Genomic DNA, 18,118 nt, shown 5'->3' with positions numbered 1-18,118 from the left:
AAACGTTATCATTCTTCTGCTATCACACGGGCAGCATCCCATAATCCCATCATGTGAATAATGGCCCGTTCCACGCCTGCCAGCGGCACATTATCCCGCGCAAGTGTCGATATCCCCATTAGGAAACTGTCAAAGCTGACGGCCAGTGCCAGTGTGTCCTCGTTATCCGATAACTCACCGCTGCTGATGCCCCTTTTTACGCAATGCAGTATTCCTTCACGGGTACGGCGGCGGGACGCCTCCAGCGGCATGAGGATATGTCTGTTTTCTGCCGTGCAGGTAAACATGGCACTGAGTGTGACCATACATCCCCTGGGATGCTCAGCCCCGTACTGCATCCGGGCTGAATGTATCAATGCTGTCTCCAGTGCCTGCCGGGCAGGCAACCTACTGTCCCACAAAGATTCTGTCACCTGTGCATGCGTGTTCAGATAACAGTTCACGGCCTCATTAAAAAGCGCCTCTTTTGACCCAAAAGCGGCATAAAAACTGGGGGCTGTAATCCCTTTGCCTATTGATGCTTTCAGCATCGCGAGTGAGGTTGAATCGTAACCATGTTCCCAAAAAAGGTGCATGGCTTTTATCACCGCGTCATCCCGATCGAACTGTCTTGGTCGGCCTGTTTTCATTATCACCTCCTCCGCGATTTATACTAATCGATACATATTTAATTGACAACGCTGAGAGCGGCAATGCAACATATGTATCGATCGGTATATATTGTATGCCCGTGATAGCGCCATCGTCGCCTGAAGCGATAACGGCAAGCCCCGAATTGACTGAACAGGTTGAATGATGAACGTACAGCAACGCACCAGAGAAGCTCAGCAACTGCCCGTATTTGCCCTGCTTGCCCTGGCAATGGCAGGCTTTATCTGCATACTGACCGAGACCATACCCGCCGGACTCCTGCCGGAAATGAGCCGCGGACTCAATATTTCACCGTCTCTGGCCGGGCAGCTGGTGACGGCATATGCAGTGGGGTCGCTACTGGCCGCCATCCCCCTCACGATGATGACCCGAACATGGTCACGCCGATCCGTTCTTCTCAGCACGGTGTGCGGATTTCTGATTTTCAACACGCTGACGGCGCTGTCATCTCATATCACCGTCATTTTAATCGCACGTTTTCTCGCTGGCGCGTCAGCAGGCCTGGCATGGAGCCTGATCGCCGGGTATGCGCGGAAAATGGTCGTTCCCTCGCTTCATGGGCGGGCGCTGGCACTGGCGATGGTCGGCACGCCGATTGCCTTGTCTCTCGGGGTGCCGGCAGGCACATTGATGGGTGGACTTCTGGGATGGCGCCTGACGTTTGCGGTGATGTCAGGACTGTCGGTCATCCTCATTGGCTGGATACTTCTGGCCGTCCCCAATTACCCGGGTGAGCCAGGCACCAAAGGCGTCAAGCTGGGTTCCGTGTTAGGTCTTCCCGGCGTGCGCTCCGTTCTGGGGGTTGTCCTCGCATGGATGCTTGCACATAATATTTTGTATACCTTCATCGCGCCGTTTATTGCCCCTGCGGGTCTGGCCGGAAGCATTGATCGGGTCTTGCTGGTCTTTGGTATTGCTGCCCTGGGCGGGATCTTTATCACAGGCAGAATTATTGATACCCATTTACGTAAAGCGGTGCTGCTGTCACTGTCAACTTTTGCGGCGGTGTCCCTCGTTTTTGGTCTGGATGCGAGCAACCCGGCGGTGATTTACACTGGCATAGCCCTTTGGGGGCTGACGTTTGGCGGCGCGGCAACACTGCTCCAGACGGCGCTGGCGGATGCTGCGGGTGAGCATGCCGATGTGGCGTTATCGATGAATGTGGTGACGTGGAACAGCGCTATCGCGTTGGGAGGCATGACAGGCGGTTTGCTGCTGGAACATTATGGAACGGGGTCTTTTCCCTGGGCTCTCCTCGTGGTGTTAATGGTTGCTGTTATAGTTGTTGTGCGTTCAGAGCAGGGGTTCCCGATCGCCAGCCGGCAATCCCGTGAGCCAGTAAGTCATCAATAGTTTTTCAGGTGACGGCTTCTCAAAAAATATTTTCATCCGACCGCAACCTTTGCCTGCGGTCGGGCGAACCTCTGGTTAAGGTCATCAGGCGCTGTCGCCTGTCGCCACACTGGAGAGATCATGATGCGTATGAAAAACACCCTGAGTACCCTGGCTGTTGCTGCCGTTCTTGGCCTGGCATTGCCTGTGACGTCCGCCTTTGCCGCCCTGGCGGTCGGTGAAAAAGCCCCTGACTTTGAGCTTAAGGCGGCGCTGGCCGGGAAACCGACCACCTTCTCACTTCAGCAGGCATTGAAAAAAGGCCCGGTCGTGCTGTACTTCTTCCCTGCTGCCTTTAGCGCCGGCTGTACGCTGGAAGCCCACGACTTCGCTGAAGCCACCGACGAATTTACCCAACAGGGTGCGACGGTGATTGGTGTGACCGCAGGGAATGTGGATCAGATTGCCAAATTTTCCCAGCTGGAGTGCCGCGACAAATTTACCGTTGCCGCCGATCCGGGCGCGAAAGTTGCCGGCGAGTATCAGAGCACCATGCAGATGAAGGGGCAGACGTTGTCTGACCGTACCTCCTATGTCATCGCGCCGGACGGCAAAATCCTGCTGAGTTATACCGATAAGAACCCGGATGCGCATATCCAGAAAGCGATGGATGCTGTGAAAAAATACCGTCAGGCCAACCCGGCATAACCTTGTTCACTTAAGCAGGTAAAGTATGCTGACTGCCATCGCAGCCGCCTTTCTGGGCGGCATGATCCTGAATCTGATGCCGTGCGTGTTTCCGGTGATTTCACTGAAAGCACTGAGTCTGATCCGCCATCACGACCAACCCGCTCAGGCCCGTGCGGAAGGGCTGGCATTTCTCGGCGGGGTGGTGATCACCATGCTGCTGCTGGCCGGCGCATTATTGCTGGCCCGTGCGGGTGGGTCGGCCGTTGGCTGGGGCTTTCAGCTCCAGTCACCGCTGGTGATTGCCCTGCTGATTCTGGTCATGCTGGCGTCAGCGCTGAATCTGTTTGGGCTGTTTGAAGTGGGGCTCTCGGTACAGCGTGTGGGGGAAGTGGGCAGCGGGCGCGGCGGTTTAACGGGATCCGCGCTCACCGGGGCACTGGCGATTATCGTTGCCACGCCCTGCAGTGCACCGTTTATGGCCAGTGCCGTTGGCTATGCGCTGACGCAGCCGCCGCTGGTCAGTCTGGCTATCTTTACCGCACTGGCGCTCGGGTTTGCCGCGCCGTTTACCCTGGTCTCCTTCTTCCCGTTGCTGGCACGCGTGTTGCCTGCGCCGGGGGCCTGGATGGTGACGCTGAAACATGCACTGGCATTTCCCATGTTGGGCGCCGTCGCCTGGCTTATCTGGGTCCTCGAGCGGCAGGCTGGCTCTGCGGCGCTGGCGCTGATTCTGGCCTGCTGCCTCGTGCTGAGTTTTGCCGCCTGGCTTTATGGCATCGCGCAGAAACGCCGTATGATGGGACGCCGCCACTGGTCGCAACACCTTGCCACAGCGCTGTTTGTGCTGCTGGTGGTGCCGCCGCTGGCCAGTCTGACCTCACTTTCTTCACAGACGGAGGCGGACGAGGGTACGGATGCCGCCGCTGCGGTGGCCTGGTCACCGCAGAACGTTGATGCCATCAAAGGACAGGGTAAACCGATTCTGGTGAACTTTACTGCCTCATGGTGCATCACGTGCCAGGTGAACGATCGGACATCGCTCTCAACACAGGCGGTCAAAGCCGCGATGGCGCGTACCAGTACGATTTATATGGTCGCGGATTCGACAAAATACAATCCAGATGTGGAACAGGCGCTCAGTGATTTTGGACGCGGTGGTCTGCCGCTCTATGTGGTGTACCCCGCCGATGGTGGCAAACCTGTGGTGCTGCCGCAGGTGCTGACGCCGCGTATCGTGATCGACGCGCTCGACCATGCAACAGAAACCGGGAAAAAAACCTAATGCGATCTGTGTGTGAATGCCAGCGCAATGTCTTCTGACGCTGCGCTGAATATCAGGGCAGTGAATGGCTGAAACGGATACCCGGGCGCAGACGTGGCCGCATCTGATGGCCAGTGCGCAGGCGGGAGATCAGAACGCCTATAACCAACTGCTGAAAGCGATGGTGCCTGCCATCCGGGCCTTTGCACGCCAAAAAATCCGTGATGAAGCGCTGGTGGAAGATGTGGTTCAGGAGTCACTGCTGGCGATCCATCGTGTGCGGCAGACCTACGATCCGCAGCGGCCGATCCTGCCCTGGGTGGCTGCGATAACGTCGGCGCGGGCCATTGATGCGTTACGCCAGCGCGGACGTCGCCCGGAAGTTCAGGATGATGATGCCTTACTGAACCAGGCTGCTGAAAGCGACGGCGCTGAAAACAGAGAACGGGCCGTTCAGGATGAATTAGCCGGATATCTGGGCAGTCTGCCTGCACGTCAGCGCGAGATGGTGGAGAGTGTGCATCTGCGCGAGCAGAGCCTGGCGCAGGCCGCTGCCGCCAGCCATCTGTCAGTGTCTGCCGTGAAATCACTGTTGCATCGCGCGATGCTCAACCTGCGTAAATATGGACGGGGGAATGATGAAAAATCATGACCAACTGATCGACACACTCAGCCAGTCAGCCCGGCCCGTAAAACGTACCTGGCCCGTCGGCTGGCGTGTGGTGGCCTGGATTATCACCGTGCTGCCCTGTGGCATGCTGAGCAGTTGGGCATGGCACAGCCGTTTCACCGACTGGTCCCAACCGGGGGCGGGGCTGGCGCTGCTCACCCTGGTGCTGGCGTTTGGCATAGGGGCCAGTGCGATGGCCGGGGCGTTTACGTTGAGTATTGCCGGCCTAAAACCGCTCAGGCTGAGGTGGGCCGCATTGCTGGCCGTGGTCTGGCTGGCGATCAACCTGCTGAACACGGCCTCTGCTGCCGCGACTGCCGGCGCCGGGCGTTTTGGCGAAGGTATTCACTGCTATCTGTTTATGCTTTCGGCCAGCCTGCCGATGATGGTGATTTCGATTGTCTGCCTTAACCGCACCCGCTCTCTTTATCCACGACAAAGCCTGGCGCTGGCGGGGTCGGGCATCGCTTTTATGTCATCGACGCTGCTGTCGCTGTGCCACGAAGTTCACCTGCACAGGCTTGATTTTACGATGCACCTGGCCGCAGGTGCGACCATTGTGTTGCTGACAGTGCTGACCGGGCGGCGCTGGATACAGCTGAGCCGCTAGCTATGTCGTTTATCGTTAGCCGTTAGCGCGATCAGCTGGGCCAGCTCAGGAAGGCATGAACCACAGTTGGTGCCGCATTTCAGCGCTGTACCCAGTGCGGCTGGGGTGCCGCATCCTCCGGCAATGGCGTTCAGGATCTGATTTTCTCCGATGCCAAAACAGCTGCAAACCGTTTTTCCACGTGCCTCACCTCCCCGCTGCCTTCCTGCCAGTAATGCAAAGCGTCCGGCAGCATCAGTGGGGGGCTCGCTGAAGGCGGCAACCACCGCGGGGGCGTCGATCGCCGGCCTCTCTGCGGCACTCCAGAACGCCAGTGCCAGCCTGCCTTGTTGCCAGCCCAGCAGATGAAAGTATTCGCCCTCAGCCTGAGCGGTTTGCAGCGCCATCTCATGTAATAAACCCTGCTGATGCAGCCAGCTTTGCGCGTCACCCTGCCCGGCCAGCAGCCAGCGTGTAACGCCGTTTTCCGCAATGCGTGACCACCAGACCCCTGCGCCGGGCTGCCAGTCACCAGGCAGACAGAGTACAGCCTGCCAGTCACTTTGCCAGCGTCGTACGCGCACTGCCGTCTGCTTACTCTCCGGCTGCCCGGAGTGCGGACAGACGTTGGCAGCGATAAGCGCATCCACGTTACCGTGGCTGGAGAACTGCCGATTCCAGTGCATCGGTACAAAGAGGGAACCCGGTTGCTGATCTTCGCTGAGGCACGCACGGCACACTATCCAGCCATTTTCTGACTGAACGCGTACCAGATCACCTTCTCGCAGATGATACCGGGCGGCATCCTGCGGATGCAGCTCACAGAAGGGTTCGCTGATGTGCTGCATCAGCCGCGGCACGTTGCCGGTGCGTGTCATGGTGTGCCACTGGTCGCGGATGCGGCCGGTATTCAGCAGCAGCGGCCAGCGCTCATTTTGCTGTGCGACGGGCAACGTGGGCACCACCGGGAGCATGCGGGCTTTGCCATCAGGGTGGAAGAAACGGCGATCGCTGAACAGGCGTGTACACCCTGCGGGATGTGCTGCGTTAACCGGCCACTGTATCGGTTTCAACGTATCCCACTGCGCGTTAGTGATATCCGCCAGTGCGCTGATATCAAAGGCCCGGGTGCCCTGGTTCTCAAAGCCCGAGAGTGCCGCGTGCTCCCGGAAAATGTCTGCAGGATGCTGCCAGTTAAACGCTTCAGGAAACCCCATACGCTGTGCGACCCTGGCGAGGATCCACCAGTCCGGGCGTGAGTCGCCTGCCGGTGCAACAAAACCACGCTGACGTGAAATCCGGCGTTCAGAGTTGGTCACCGTGCCGTTCTTTTCCCCCCATCCCTGGGCGGGTAACAGTATGTCGGCCAGTGCAGTGGTGTCCGTCTGTGCACAGACGTCCGATACGATCACCAGCGGACAGCGCTTCAGCGCCTGCGTCACCGTCAGACCATCCGGCAGTGACACTGCCGGGTTGGTGCCCATAATCCACACGGCTTTGATTTTCCCGCAGCCGATAGCGTGAAACAGATCGACGGCCATCAGACCGGGTTTATCGGCTACCCCCGGGCTGTGCCAGAATCGTGCCACCCGATCCACCTCCTGCGCGCTGAACCCCATATGCGCCGCCAGCTGGTTGGCCAGACCGCCCACTTCGCGGCCCCCCATCGCATTGGGCTGCCCGGTCAGTGAAAATGGCCCGCTGCCTGCCCGGCCGATTTTTCCGCTGGCAAGGTGGACATTGATAATGGCGTTACATTTGTCACTGCCGCTGCTCGACTGGTTGATGCCCATACAGTAGAGCGTCAGTGCGTTGCTGGCGTGAAGGAACAGCTGGAAGAACGTTTCCACCTTCTCCTGTGGCAACTGGCAGAAGTCCGCTACCGCTTCGCTGCTCCATGCGGATGCGGATTCTGACGTCTCATCCAGCCCGTTAACGACCGCACGCATCTCGTTATCGATACCGCCATGCTGCGCCAGCCAGTTCAGCAAACCGGTGAACAACGCGGCATCGCTGCCCGGCTTCAGCGCCAGATGCAGGTCGGCAATATCGCAGGTGGCGGTACGCCGTGGGTCAATCACCACTACGCGCAGGCGGGGATTCTCTTTACGGGCCTGAACCAGGCGTTGGAACGCCACCGGGTGCGCCCAGGCGGTATTGGAACCCGCCAGGATCACCAGATCGGTATGGTTCAGGTCGTCATAGCAACAGGGGACGGCATCTGCACCCAGTGCCCGTTTGTAGCCGACCACTGCCGAGGCCATGCAGAGCCGGGAATTAGTATCAATATTGGCCACGCCAAGAAAGCCTTTCATCAGCTTGTTAGCCACATAGTAATCTTCGGTCAGAAGCTGCCCTGAGGCGTAAAAGGCCACGGCTTGCGGGCCGTATTCGCCGATCACCGTCTGTAGGCGGTCTGCCACCGTGTCCAGTGCGCTTTCCCAGCTTACGCGCTCACCGTTGACCTGCGGATGCAGCAGGCGGCCCTGATGGCCGAGTGTTTCGCCCAGTGCCGCCCCTTTGACGCAGAGGCGGCCCAGATTGGCCGGGTGCTGTTTATCACCGCTGACCTGCACCCTGTCACTGTCATCGCGGGTGATGGTCACTCCGCAGCCGACACCACAGTAGGGACAGGTGGTGTTCATGAGGCTACCACCTGAACCTGCGCCATCTCCTCACTGGCTACCCAGACCCGGTCCTGTTCGATTTTCACCGGCCAGCAACGTACGGCGAGCCCGCTACCGTCAAGCGCCTGACCATCACTCAGGCGGAAACGCTGCTTATACAGCGGTGAAATGACCATCGGTTCGCCGCCTGCATCGCCCAGTATGCCGCGTGACAAGACGCTGGCCCGCGTGCCAGGTTCGTTATCATCCAGCACGAAAACCCGATCGTTCAGGCGGAACAGTGCAATGCGCTGGGTTCCGATGCGCGCGCCAATCCCGGCCTGCGCCGGAATTTCATCCAGTCGGCAGATATCGGTCCAGGGAAGAGGGGTGGCATCCTGCACAATCGCCAGAGGCGCATCGGACGGACGTATCTGCCCGCGTTCCTGCTGCCACTGCACGGTTTCATCAGGCAGGCTGCTGTTGAGTGTTGAACGGAACAGAGCCAGACGGTCCGGGCTTTCCAGCGTGGTACGCCATTCACACTGGTAGCTGTCTACCACCCGGGCCATCTCCTGTTCCAGCTCATGAGCAATGCCGAGCGAGTCGTCAATGACGACCTGGCGCAGGTAATCCAGCCCTCCTTCCAGATTGTCCATCCAGACGCTGGTTCTCTGTAGCCGGTCACCGGTGCGGATGTAAAACATCAGCAGGCGGTCGACGTAGCGGATTAGCGTGGCGTCATCAAGATCGCTGGCAAACAGGTCAGCGTGGCGGGGTTTCATACCGCCGTTACCGCAGACGTAAAGATTCCAGCCCTTCTCGGTGGCGATCACGCCGATATCTTTGCTCTGTGCCTCCGCACACTCACGGGTACAGCCAGAGACCGCCATTTTGATTTTGTGCGGCGCGCGCAGCCCCTTATAGCGATTTTCCAGCGCAATCGCGAAACCCGTGGAGTCCTGAACACCGTAGCGGCACCAGGTGGAGCCCACACAGGATTTCACCGTGCGCAGTGATTTTCCGTAGGCGTGCCCGGTCTCAAATCCTGCGGCCAGCAGCGTCTCCCAGATATCCGGCAGTTGTTCGAGGCGGGCACCGAACAGGTCGATGCGCTGCCCGCCGGTAATTTTGCTGTAGAGATTATAGCGCTCTGCGACCTCGCCAATGGCAATCAGGCCACGTGCGGTGATTTCACCCGCCGGGACCCGTGGTACCACTGAGTAGGTGCCATCCTTCTGAATATTGGCAAAATAGCGATCGTTAGTGTCCTGTAACGGCAGATGCTGGGGTTTAAGCAGGTACTCATTCCATACCGATGCCAGCAGTGATCCCACCAGAGGTTTGCAGATCTCACAGCCCAGCCCGCGGCCATGCTTCGCCAGCAACGCATCGAAACTCTTGATCTCTCCGACGCGTATCAGGTGATGCAACTCCTGGCGTGAGTGGGCAAAGTGTTCGCAGATATCCTTTTTCACCTCCACGCCCTGACTGGCCAGCTGATACTCCATCACCTGTTTTACCAGCGCTGTGCAACCGCCGCAGCCGGTAGCGGCTTTGGTACAGCTTTTTAACGAAGCCATATCGCCACAGCCGCCGGATACCGCTGCACAGATATCGCCTTTGCTGACGTTATGACAGGAGCAGACCTGGGCACTGTCCGGCAGCGCTGCCACGCCAAGCGCTTTTACCGCCCCGCCTTCCCGCTGCGGCAGGATCAGATGTTCGGGAGCGGCAGGCAGCGGCATACCGTTCAGCATCATTTGCAGCAGCGTGCTGTACTCGCTGCTGTCGCCCACCAGGATCCCACCCAGCAGCTGTTTGCCATCGGCAGAGACGACAATTTTTTTAAAGATTTCCTGCGGTTCATTGTTCCAGTAGTAGCTCTTGCTGCCAGGCGTGCGGCCGTGGGCATCGCCAAACGATGCCACCTCCACGCCCAGCAGTTTCAGCTTTGTGCTCATATCGGCACCGGTAAATGCGGCTTCTTCCCCGGCCAGTACCGCCGCAGCCACGCGTGCCATCTGATAGCCTGGTGCCACCAGCCCAAAAATTTGCCCGTTCCACAGTGCACATTCGCCAATGGCCAGAATATCGTCATCGGAAGTGATACAGCTGCTATTGATATCGATACCGCCACGGGGTCCGAGGGTCAGCCCGGCAGCGGCAGCCAGCTGGTCACGCGGGCGTATACCCGCTGAGAACAGCACCAGGTCCGTGTCGATCTGGCTGCCATCCGCGAAGCGGAGCTGTAAGCGGCCATCCTGCTGACGGACGATCTCCTGGGTGGATTTACCGGTGAGCACCTGTACCCCCAGCGCATCGATTTTGTGCCGCAGCATGGCCGCCCCGCCCTCATCCAGTTGTACGGCCATCAGGCGCGGGGCAAACTCCACCACTGCCGTTTCCAGACCGAGCTGCTTCAACGCATTGGCCGCTTCCAGGCCTAGCAGGCCACCACCAATCACCACGCCGTGCCGCGCGCTCTGTGCTTTAGCGGCGATGCCATCAAGGTCATCCAGCGTGCGATAGACAAAGCAGCTGTCGCTGTCCCCTCCGGGGATGGGCGGCACAAAAGGCCAGGATCCGGTGGCCAGTACCAGTTTGTCCCATGCCATCTCGTGACCGCGGGTATCACGAACACAGCGGCGCTGGCGGTCAATTTCCGTTACCGCACAGTGGGTGCGTAGTTCGATGCCATAGTCGTCAAAAAAATGGTCACTCACCATCGACAGCTCGGCGTGACCCTTACCGGCAAAATATTCCGAAAGATGTACCCGGTCGTAGGCCATATGGCGCTCTTCACCGTACACCACAATATGAAACTGCTGATGCAGCTGTCGGTTAACCAGCTGCTCAAGGAAATGGTGGCCTACCATGCCGTGGCCAATAACAACAAGGGTCGGTTTGCTCATCTGATGATGTCCTGCAGCCTGTGGCTGCGTTGTGTGTTCCGGGTTAAGCAGCAGGTGCGGACTCTGTGGGGTCGCGTTCTGCAGGTGGGCAAGCAGGGTGGCGCTGTCGCCGGTATCCCCGTAAAGCAGGATCCCCACAAGCTGTTGCTGTCGAAAAAACAGGCGCCGGTAGTGACCCGCAATGGGATCAAAGGCGCTGGCGCTGTGCCGGTTTTGTCGTGAGGAGATATCCCCGGCGCTGAACATCTCAATGCCGCTGACTTTCAGGCGAGTGCCATTGTCTTCACTGACATAGTCCGCAACGGGCATGCCCGCCAGCCGCTGTGCCAGCACCTTTGCCTGGGCGAAACAGGGGGCGACCAGACCAAAGGTTTCACCCTCGATTTCACAGCACTCACCGAGCGCGCTGATACCTGCCAGGGCGGTACGACACTGACGATCTACCACCACGCCGCGCTGGCAGGGGATCCCGGCTTCACGTGCCAGCGCGGTGTCGGGTATCACGCCGATAGCGATAAGCACGCAGGTGGCGGGAAGCCGGGTGCCGTCACGCAGCGTTACCCTGGTCGGATCGACACGGCTCAGCGCGGTGTCGAGGCGGCAGTCGATACCCCGCTGCGCCAGTGTGGCGGCCAGCAGACCACCGGTTTCTGGATCAAGCTGCCGATCCATCAGCCAGCTGTTTCGATGGATCAGCGTGACCGCGCGTCCGCGCAGGCGCAGGGCCGCGGCAGCTTCGATACCCAGCAGTCCGCCGCCCAGTACGACCACAGGGCCCGTGCTGTTGAGCATCTGTTCGACATCTGCCAGGGTGCGAAATCCCTGAACATGCGGCAGCCGGATACCGGGGATCTCAGGAAAAACCGGCAGCGAGCCGGTGGCCAGCACCAGCTGATCCCACTTCAGGGTCCGCTGTCCGGTGGTCAGCGTTTGTCGGTGCGAGTCCAGTGATGTCACGGTTTCTCCGCTGTACAGCGTGATGCCGTGCTGGTGGTACCAGTCGGGCGTATGCAGCAGTGTCTCCTCGAAGGCTTTTTCACCGCCCAGTACCGGAGAAAGCATGATGCGGTTGTAGTTGCCCAGCGGTTCACGGCCAATCACTGTGATGCGGTAACGGCCAGGCACCAGTTGGCACAGGGTTTCCACCATACGCATGCCTGCCATCCCATTGCCGATCACCACCAGATGTTCCGCCATGATGTGCCCCTTATGCCGCTGACTGTTTTTCGTAGAGGAAATGCAGCACGCGCTGACGCAACTGGTGATACTGCGGGTCATCCGCCAGCGCCACCCGGGAACGGGGACGGGGCAGTGTTACATTCATGATCTCGCCAATTTTTGCCGCCGGGCCGTTAGTCATCATCATCACGCGGTCGGAGAGCAGCACCGCTTCGTCGACGTCATGGGTGATCAGCACGATGGTGGTATTCAGTTTTTGCTGAATACTCATCACGGCGTCCTGCAGACGGGCGCGGGTCAGCGCATCCAGAGCCCCAAAAGGCTCATCCATCAGCAGCACTTTGGGTTTCATGGCCAGCGCGCGGGCAATACCGACGCGCTGTTTCATGCCGCCGGAGAGCTCGCCCGGCCGTTTATCACGGGCATGCCCCATCTGCACCTGTTCAAGATTTTCCAGGATCCATTCGTGTCGTTCTGCCTTGCTCATACTGCCTTTAAAGACCTGGTTTACCGCCAGCGCCACGTTGTCGTAGGTGGTCAGCCATGGCAGCAGCGAGTGGTTCTGAAACACCACCGCTCTCTCTGGTCCCGGCCCGGCGATCTCCCGGTTATCACACAGCAGACCGCCTTCGCTGGGCAGCGTCAGTCCGGCGATCAGATTCAGCAGCGTCGATTTCCCGCAGCCGGAATGCCCGATCAGGCTCAGGGTTTCGCCTTTGCGGATGCTGAAGCTGACGTTATCCAGCGCGAGGAAATCGCCCTGGGCGGTGTTAAAGCGCTGGCTGACTTGCTGTACATCAATAATGTTCGGCATTATTTGTTCTCCTGCTGGCTGTCATGCCAGGAAAAGCGGCGTGCGAGCAGCATCAGCACCTGTTCCAGCAGCAGACCGACCACACCGATAATCGCAATGGCGATAAGAATGTTTTCCACGTTGAGGTTGTTCCACTCGTTCCAGATCCAGAATCCGATGCCCAGGCCTCCGGTGAGCATCTCGGCGGCGACGATGACCAGCCAGGCAATGCCAATGGAGAGGCGTACGCCGGTCAGTACCGCGGGCAGCACCGCCGGGAACAGGATTTTGCGCATAATGGTGAATTCGGAGAGGTTGAGCACCCGCGCAACGTTGAGGTAGTCCCGGGGAATTCTCTGCACGCCTTCTGCCGTATTGATCACCATTGGCCAGATGGAACAGATGAAAATAGTCCAGCTGGAAGCCGGTTCTGCGCGCTGGAACAGCAGCAAACCAATGGGCAGCCAGGCCAGCGGGCTGACGGGGCGCAGCAGGGCAATAATCGGGCTGAACATGCGCCCTAAAAACAGAAATCTTCCCAGCAGAAAGCCCGCCGGGATCCCGACCAGTGCCGCCAGGCCAAACCCGATAGCGACACGCTGCAGCGAAGCCAGGACGTTCCAGCCAATACCCTGGTCGTTGGGCCCGGCGTTGTAGAAGGGATCGGCGAACAGCGTGACTGCCGCCTGCCAGGTGGAGAGCGGTCCGGGAAAACCGGTGCTGTAGAGTGCGGCAATCTGCCACACGCCCAGCAGCAGGATCATCCCACATACGCCAGGAATGATGCGCTGGAACAGCGGGCGCAGCGTATAGCGTCGCCGCGTTTTAGGTGCAGGGTGGTTATTCAGCGGGATGATTTGTGCATGCTGCGTGGTGGTTTCGTTCACCAGCGGTATGACGGTTGCCTGATTTTTCATGACTGACCTCCTGCTTTGAGGGCGAAACTGGCGGCATACTCTGCCGGATTGCTGCCATCCCAGACTTTGCCGTCGATCAGGGTGCTGCTGCGCATCCCGCTCTGCGGGAGTGAGATGCTGCCTGCCGCGCTGGCTGCCTGTGTGTAGATATCAATGCGGTTAACCTGCTTTGCCACGGCCAGATAATCCGGCTCCTGTTTCAGCAGACCCCAGCGTTTTTGCTGCGTGAGGAACCACATTCCGTCAGACAGCCAGGGGTAGTTGACCTGCCCGTCGTTGAAGAAACGCATCGGGTGTGCATCCTGCCAGCGTTTTCCCAGACCGTTGTCGTAGTGGCCCAGCATGCGGCCCTCAATGGTTTCAGGTTTGGTGTTGAGGTAGGCGCGGCTGGCGATCACCTGCGCGGTTTCACGGCGGTTGTCGTCAGAGGCATCGATCCAGCGTGCGGCCTCCAGCACGGCGGCGGTGAGTGCCCGCGCGCTGTTAGGGTTCTCGTTCACCCATGCTGCACGGGTGCCCAGGATTTTTTCCGGATGATCGGGCCAGATATTCTGGGTGGTTTCGGCGGTAAAACCGATGTTGTCGCTGATGGCACGCTGGTTCCATGGCTCGCCTACGCAGTAGCCGCTCATATTGCCGATTTTCATGTTCATCACCATCTGTGGCGGCGGTACCACGACGGTACGGACATCGGCAAAAGGGTCGATACCGGCATTGGCCAGCCAGTAATAAAGCCACATGGCATGGGTGCTGGTGGGAAAGGTGTGAGCAAAGGTGTAGCTGCCTGCGGGTTGAGCTGCAATGGTCTTTTTCAGCCCCTCCGCCGTAGTGACGCCTGCTTCTTTCAACTGATTTGATAGCGTGATTGCCTGGCCGTTTTGATTCAGTGTCATCAGGTTCGCCATATCATGCTGTGGCCCGGCGACACCCAGCTGCAAGCCATAGATCATGCCGTACAGCACATGTGCAGCATCCAGCTCTCCCGAGGTGAGTTTGTCGCGCACGGCAGCCCAGCTCGCTTCTTTGGTCGGAGTCAGGGTGATGCCATATTTTTTGTCGAAGCCTTTTACCGCCGCCATAACGACGGGGGCACAGTCCGTTAAGGGAATGAAGCCTACCCGAATATTGGTTTTCTCCGGGGCATCGGAGCCGGCAGCCCAGACGCTGTTCATCAGCCCGGGAACAAGGTAGCTGCCGCCCAGAAGGGCGCTACCCGTGAGAAATTGACGTCTGGATAGCGGAAAAATCGGTTTGCTCATCGTCTGGCTTCCTGAAAAAAAGCATAAAAAAAGGCGTCCTACCGACATGCCTGAGCATGCGGTTGGACGCCTTTATCCAAAGCACTCTTACACCGCCATTGGTGCAAAAATGCGTCATTATGTTTTTTTAGTCATGCAAGCGATGTGCCAGGTCAGGAGAGGAAGGAATAACCGCATGGTGTCAGGCGTTTGCCGTGCGGATTATCCTGTTGAGAAGTTCACAGCGAACGACCCGTGCCCCATTGCGAAGCACAGAGTGCCCACTGTTTGTGCAAGTATTACTCTGCGCGTGACGTAAAAGCGGCGGCCACGGAGAGCAGTGCGATGGCAACATCGGCAATACGTCTGTTCTGGTCCATCGCCATCTTACGCAGGGTCTGCCAGGCCTGCTCTTCGTTATAGTTGTGGTGACGCATCAGCAACACCTTGGCCTGGTCAATCTGTTTACGTTCATTCAGCGTGGCACGCATCGCAGCCAGCTCGTTGTCCTGGGCCTGTAACCTCTCGGACTGGGCCTGAACCAGCTCCAGTACTGAACGTCCCAACTGCGGTGTCAGCCCCCCGCTATCCAGTTGCTGTACCTCTTGCTGAAACCCGTCGCGCCCTGCCACATAAACGCTGTACGCTGAGCGATTTTCAAGCCCGCTGACCGCCTGATGGATATCCTCTTCCTGCTCCTCGCGCCGGGTTTCAGCACGGCGTATGCTGTCGTGACAGCAGCGGGTCAGGTGGTGCGCAAGGCCATCTTCGATCACCTTCAGGCCGTCGATACGACGGGTCATCAGCTGATACCAGCGCAGGGCCATCTCTGTCCCTCCGGCTTCCGGCGTTGTGCGTGTGCAGGCAATGCGCCGCAGCCGTTCGACATCACTGTCGCAGGTGGCAATGCTGCGCCAGCGTTGCAGGTTTTCCTCATCGGCAAACTGGCTGAAGCTGGAAAAACAGCGCTCCTGTGCACCGATCAGCGCCACCATCCTCTCGCTCTGCTCCTGGCTGAATTCACCCGCGGCGTAACCGGCAGATCCGGTGGCTCTTTCTTGCCCTGCCAGCTCTTTCCCCTGAATAAAGCTGAACATAGCAATCAGGGCGCGGGATACTTCAGGGTCAGAAGCGGTATCGATCATTTCAAAAGCGAGGTTCAGCAACTGCCGGATAATGTGATTGAACTGTGCCATGGCCTGGGCGTGGCTAAGCGTGAACTGGCGGATGGCATCCCGCAGCGCGGGCAGCTCGCTCAGCGCGTAGATCGCAGAGGCAATCCTGCTGAATACCCGGCTGCTGCCCTGTGATGCGTTCTCCGGAGAGGGAATGGCGGGCAGTTTTGCCATCATACTGGCGATGATCTGGCTGACCTGGCGTGCACGCTGGGGGAGTTCGTCGCCAAACATCCGTCCCTGAGAACAGAGCCAGATATTGCTGGCACCGCGTTCGCGCTGCAGTTCATGGATAAGCTGGCTGATGATGGCTGTCAGATGGCCGGTATGGAGCAAATTACGCAGATTAGCAATTTCACACTGTCGCGATGCTGTCAGGTACATAAGCGGTGAAGGTGTGGTGGCACGCATTAGACGCTCTCCAGCGATGAAATTGGATAAGCGTATTAAGCATAATGTGTGCCACTTATAAAATGTGTTGCACCATCAGCGCGCGATCAGGCGACTATTTCTTTCCCTGCCAGTTGCCCCAGGGGCTGTCTGCCGGGGCTTCTTCCACCTCATCCAGTGAAGCAATGTACAACTCTTCGACTTCTTTACGCGCCCATGGGGTGCGGCGCAGGAATTTCAGGCTGGATTTAATGCTCGGATCGCTTTTGAAACAGTTGATATTGACGCGCTTCGCCAGCGCCTCCCAGCCATAACGCGCTTGCAGCGCAGTTAACAGGGCTTCCAGCGTCAGGCCATGCAAAGGATCTTTTGGGGTATGAGAGGTCATTGTGGTGTCCGGCGAGTCTGAAGAAATTGCGCACACGATACTGAGCGCCAACGCCAGATGCAATAATTAACCGGGTACCTGCCGTCCCTGGCAGGGGTGATCAGTTAAACCAGGCGGGAACCGGGTCGTGCAATCTGGCCCAGCTCTGCGGGCCAGCCGCCATCTCACTCTCCGTCAGCAGTGCGTTATCCAGCTGCTGACGCAGCCTGGCTTCATCCATCTCTATGCCGATAAATACCAGTTCCTGTCGGGCATCCCCGATGCCTTCCTGCCAGTGGTGCATAATGTCCAGCAGGGACTCCTCATCCTGTGGCCAGCGTTCGCGTGGCACGCTGACCCACCAGCTACCCGCCATCCCCTGACGTGCCACGCCCCCAGCCTGCGACCAGTTGCCGGCATAACCAGGCCGTGATGCCAGCCAGAAATAGCCTTTCGAACGCACGACGCCTGGCAGTGTTGCGGAAAATAATACCCAGAAACGCTCGGGGTGAAACGGGCGACGGGCGCGCCAGACAAAGTTGCTGATACCGTACTCTTCGGTTTCCGGGACATGGGTGCCGCGTAACTCCTGCATCCAGCCCGGAGCCTGTGCCGCCTCGTCAAAGTCAAACAGACCGGTACTCAGTACCCGGTCCAGCGGAACTTCACCAAAACGGGCACATTCAATGCGTGCGCGGGGGTTGAGGCTGCGCAGGATGGCAAATAACCGTGTGCGCTGATCGGGGTTGATGAGATCGATTTTGTTCAGTATCAGTACGTCGCAGAATTCAATCTGCTCAATCAGCAGATCGACGACCGAGCGTTCATCGCCCTCACCCAGCGACTCACCGCGTGAACGGATGCTGTCACGGGATTCATAGTCGTGCAGGAAATTGTAGCCATCGACAACGGTCACCATGGTATCCAGGCGTGCCACGGCGGACAGGCTCTCCCCGGTTTCATCTTCGAACGTAAAGGTTTCCGCGACTGGCAGGGGTTCTGAAATGCCGGTCGATTCGATCACCAGCTGATCGAAGCGCCCTTCGCGTGCCAGGCGGTTTACTTCAAGCAGCAGATCTTCGCGCAATGTGCAGCAGATGCAACCGTTGCTCATCTCCACCAGCTTCTCGTCGGTGCGCGACAGCTCTGCACCCCCGTCGCGCACCAGTGACGCATCAATATTCACTTCCGACATATCGTTGACGATCACCGCCACGCGGCGCCCTTCACGGTTGTTCAGGATATGGTTAAGCAGTGTCGTTTTCCCGGCCCCGAGAAAACCCGACAAAACGGTTACGGGCAGGCGGGTATCGTTACCGGGTAAAGCGTATTTTTCTTGCATCAT

At 58.7% G+C, this 18,118-nt stretch carries 14 protein-coding genes; 5 read left to right on the top strand and 9 right to left on the bottom strand.

Features of this window, described 5'->3' with window-relative positions; all coding sequences use genetic code 11:
- Positions 1-8: 8 nt before the first annotated feature.
- Positions 9-632: a TetR/AcrR family transcriptional regulator gene (locus tag LJN55_RS23445; protein ID WP_227536512.1), complete on the bottom strand. Its 624-nt coding sequence runs from the start codon at positions 630-632 to the stop codon at positions 9-11.
- Between the two features lie 160 nt (positions 633-792).
- Here LJN55_RS23445 and LJN55_RS23440 point away from each other — a divergent pair, with 160 nt between their 5' ends.
- The 5 genes from LJN55_RS23440 (at position 793) to LJN55_RS23420 (ending at position 5,214) form a co-directional block, all read left to right on the top strand.
- The gene (locus LJN55_RS23440) at positions 793-2,004 is read left to right on the top strand and encodes an MFS transporter (protein ID WP_259152866.1); all 1,212 of its coding nucleotides are present in this window, start codon (positions 793-795) and stop codon (positions 2,002-2,004) included.
- Positions 2,005-2,127: 123 nt separating this feature from the next.
- Positions 2,128-2,691: a peroxiredoxin gene (locus LJN55_RS23435; RefSeq protein ID WP_133846804.1), complete on the top strand. Its 564-nt coding sequence runs from the start codon at positions 2,128-2,130 to the stop codon at positions 2,689-2,691.
- 25 nt (positions 2,692-2,716) lie between these two features.
- Entirely contained in the window at positions 2,717-3,955 is a 1,239-nt protein-coding gene (locus LJN55_RS23430) for a protein-disulfide reductase DsbD family protein (protein WP_227536488.1), read from the top strand.
- A gap of 64 nt (positions 3,956-4,019) precedes the next feature.
- On the top strand, positions 4,020-4,586 hold the full coding sequence (locus tag LJN55_RS23425; protein ID WP_133846758.1) for a sigma-70 family RNA polymerase sigma factor: 567 nt from the start codon (positions 4,020-4,022) through the stop codon (positions 4,584-4,586).
- Positions 4,573-5,214 (top strand): DUF1109 domain-containing protein, encoded by a 642-nt coding sequence (locus LJN55_RS23420; protein ID WP_133846805.1) that lies wholly within the window; start codon positions 4,573-4,575, stop codon positions 5,212-5,214. Before LJN55_RS23425 ends, LJN55_RS23420 begins: the two co-directional genes overlap by 14 nt.
- Here the strand turns inward: LJN55_RS23420 and LJN55_RS23415 are convergent.
- The 8 genes from LJN55_RS23415 to zigA all read right to left on the bottom strand — a co-directional run bounded on the left by LJN55_RS23415 (position 5,211) and on the right by zigA (position 18,115).
- Positions 5,211-7,838 carry a nitrate reductase gene (locus LJN55_RS23415; protein WP_200643720.1) on the bottom strand — a complete coding sequence of 876 codons (2,628 nt, stop codon included), beginning with the start codon at positions 7,836-7,838 and terminating at the stop codon, positions 5,211-5,213. The two genes, LJN55_RS23420 and LJN55_RS23415, sit on opposite strands and share 4 nt — an antisense overlap.
- A complete protein-coding gene (nirB, locus tag LJN55_RS23410) occupies positions 7,835-11,911 on the bottom strand; it encodes a nitrite reductase large subunit NirB (protein ID WP_171149753.1) in 4,077 nt (1,358 codons plus the stop codon). The genes LJN55_RS23415 and nirB overlap by 4 nt, the downstream gene beginning before the upstream one ends.
- 10 nt (positions 11,912-11,921) lie before the next feature.
- Positions 11,922-12,707: an ABC transporter ATP-binding protein gene (locus tag LJN55_RS23405; protein ID WP_133846761.1), complete on the bottom strand. Its 786-nt coding sequence runs from the start codon at positions 12,705-12,707 to the stop codon at positions 11,922-11,924.
- Positions 12,707-13,603: a nitrate ABC transporter permease gene (gene ntrB, locus LJN55_RS23400; protein WP_171149752.1), complete on the bottom strand. Its 897-nt coding sequence runs from the start codon at positions 13,601-13,603 to the stop codon at positions 12,707-12,709. The genes LJN55_RS23405 and ntrB overlap by 1 nt, the downstream gene beginning before the upstream one ends.
- Positions 13,600-14,862: a CmpA/NrtA family ABC transporter substrate-binding protein gene (locus tag LJN55_RS23395; RefSeq protein WP_133846763.1), complete on the bottom strand. Its 1,263-nt coding sequence runs from the start codon at positions 14,860-14,862 to the stop codon at positions 13,600-13,602. Before LJN55_RS23395 ends, ntrB begins: the two co-directional genes overlap by 4 nt.
- A 278-nt stretch (positions 14,863-15,140) precedes the next feature.
- Positions 15,141-16,427 carry a nitrate regulatory protein gene (locus tag LJN55_RS23390; RefSeq protein ID WP_159338408.1) on the bottom strand — a complete coding sequence of 429 codons (1,287 nt, stop codon included), beginning with the start codon at positions 16,425-16,427 and terminating at the stop codon, positions 15,141-15,143.
- 94 nt (positions 16,428-16,521) lie between these two features.
- Positions 16,522-16,794, bottom strand: coding sequence for a VF530 family protein (locus LJN55_RS23385; RefSeq protein WP_133846765.1), 273 nt, complete (start codon positions 16,792-16,794; stop codon positions 16,522-16,524).
- Between the two features lie 100 nt (positions 16,795-16,894).
- Positions 16,895-18,115 (bottom strand): zinc metallochaperone GTPase ZigA, encoded by a 1,221-nt coding sequence (gene zigA, locus LJN55_RS23380; RefSeq protein WP_227536510.1) that lies wholly within the window; start codon positions 18,113-18,115, stop codon positions 16,895-16,897.
- Positions 18,116-18,118 lie beyond the last annotated feature (3 nt).

Origin of the sequence: Erwinia rhapontici, from assembly GCF_020683125.1 — a bacterium.
Lineage (GTDB): Bacteria > Pseudomonadota > Gammaproteobacteria > Enterobacterales > Enterobacteriaceae > Erwinia > Erwinia rhapontici.
The sequence above is the reverse complement of the archived record's forward strand: the minus strand, read 5'-3'. Positions and strand labels throughout refer to the sequence as shown.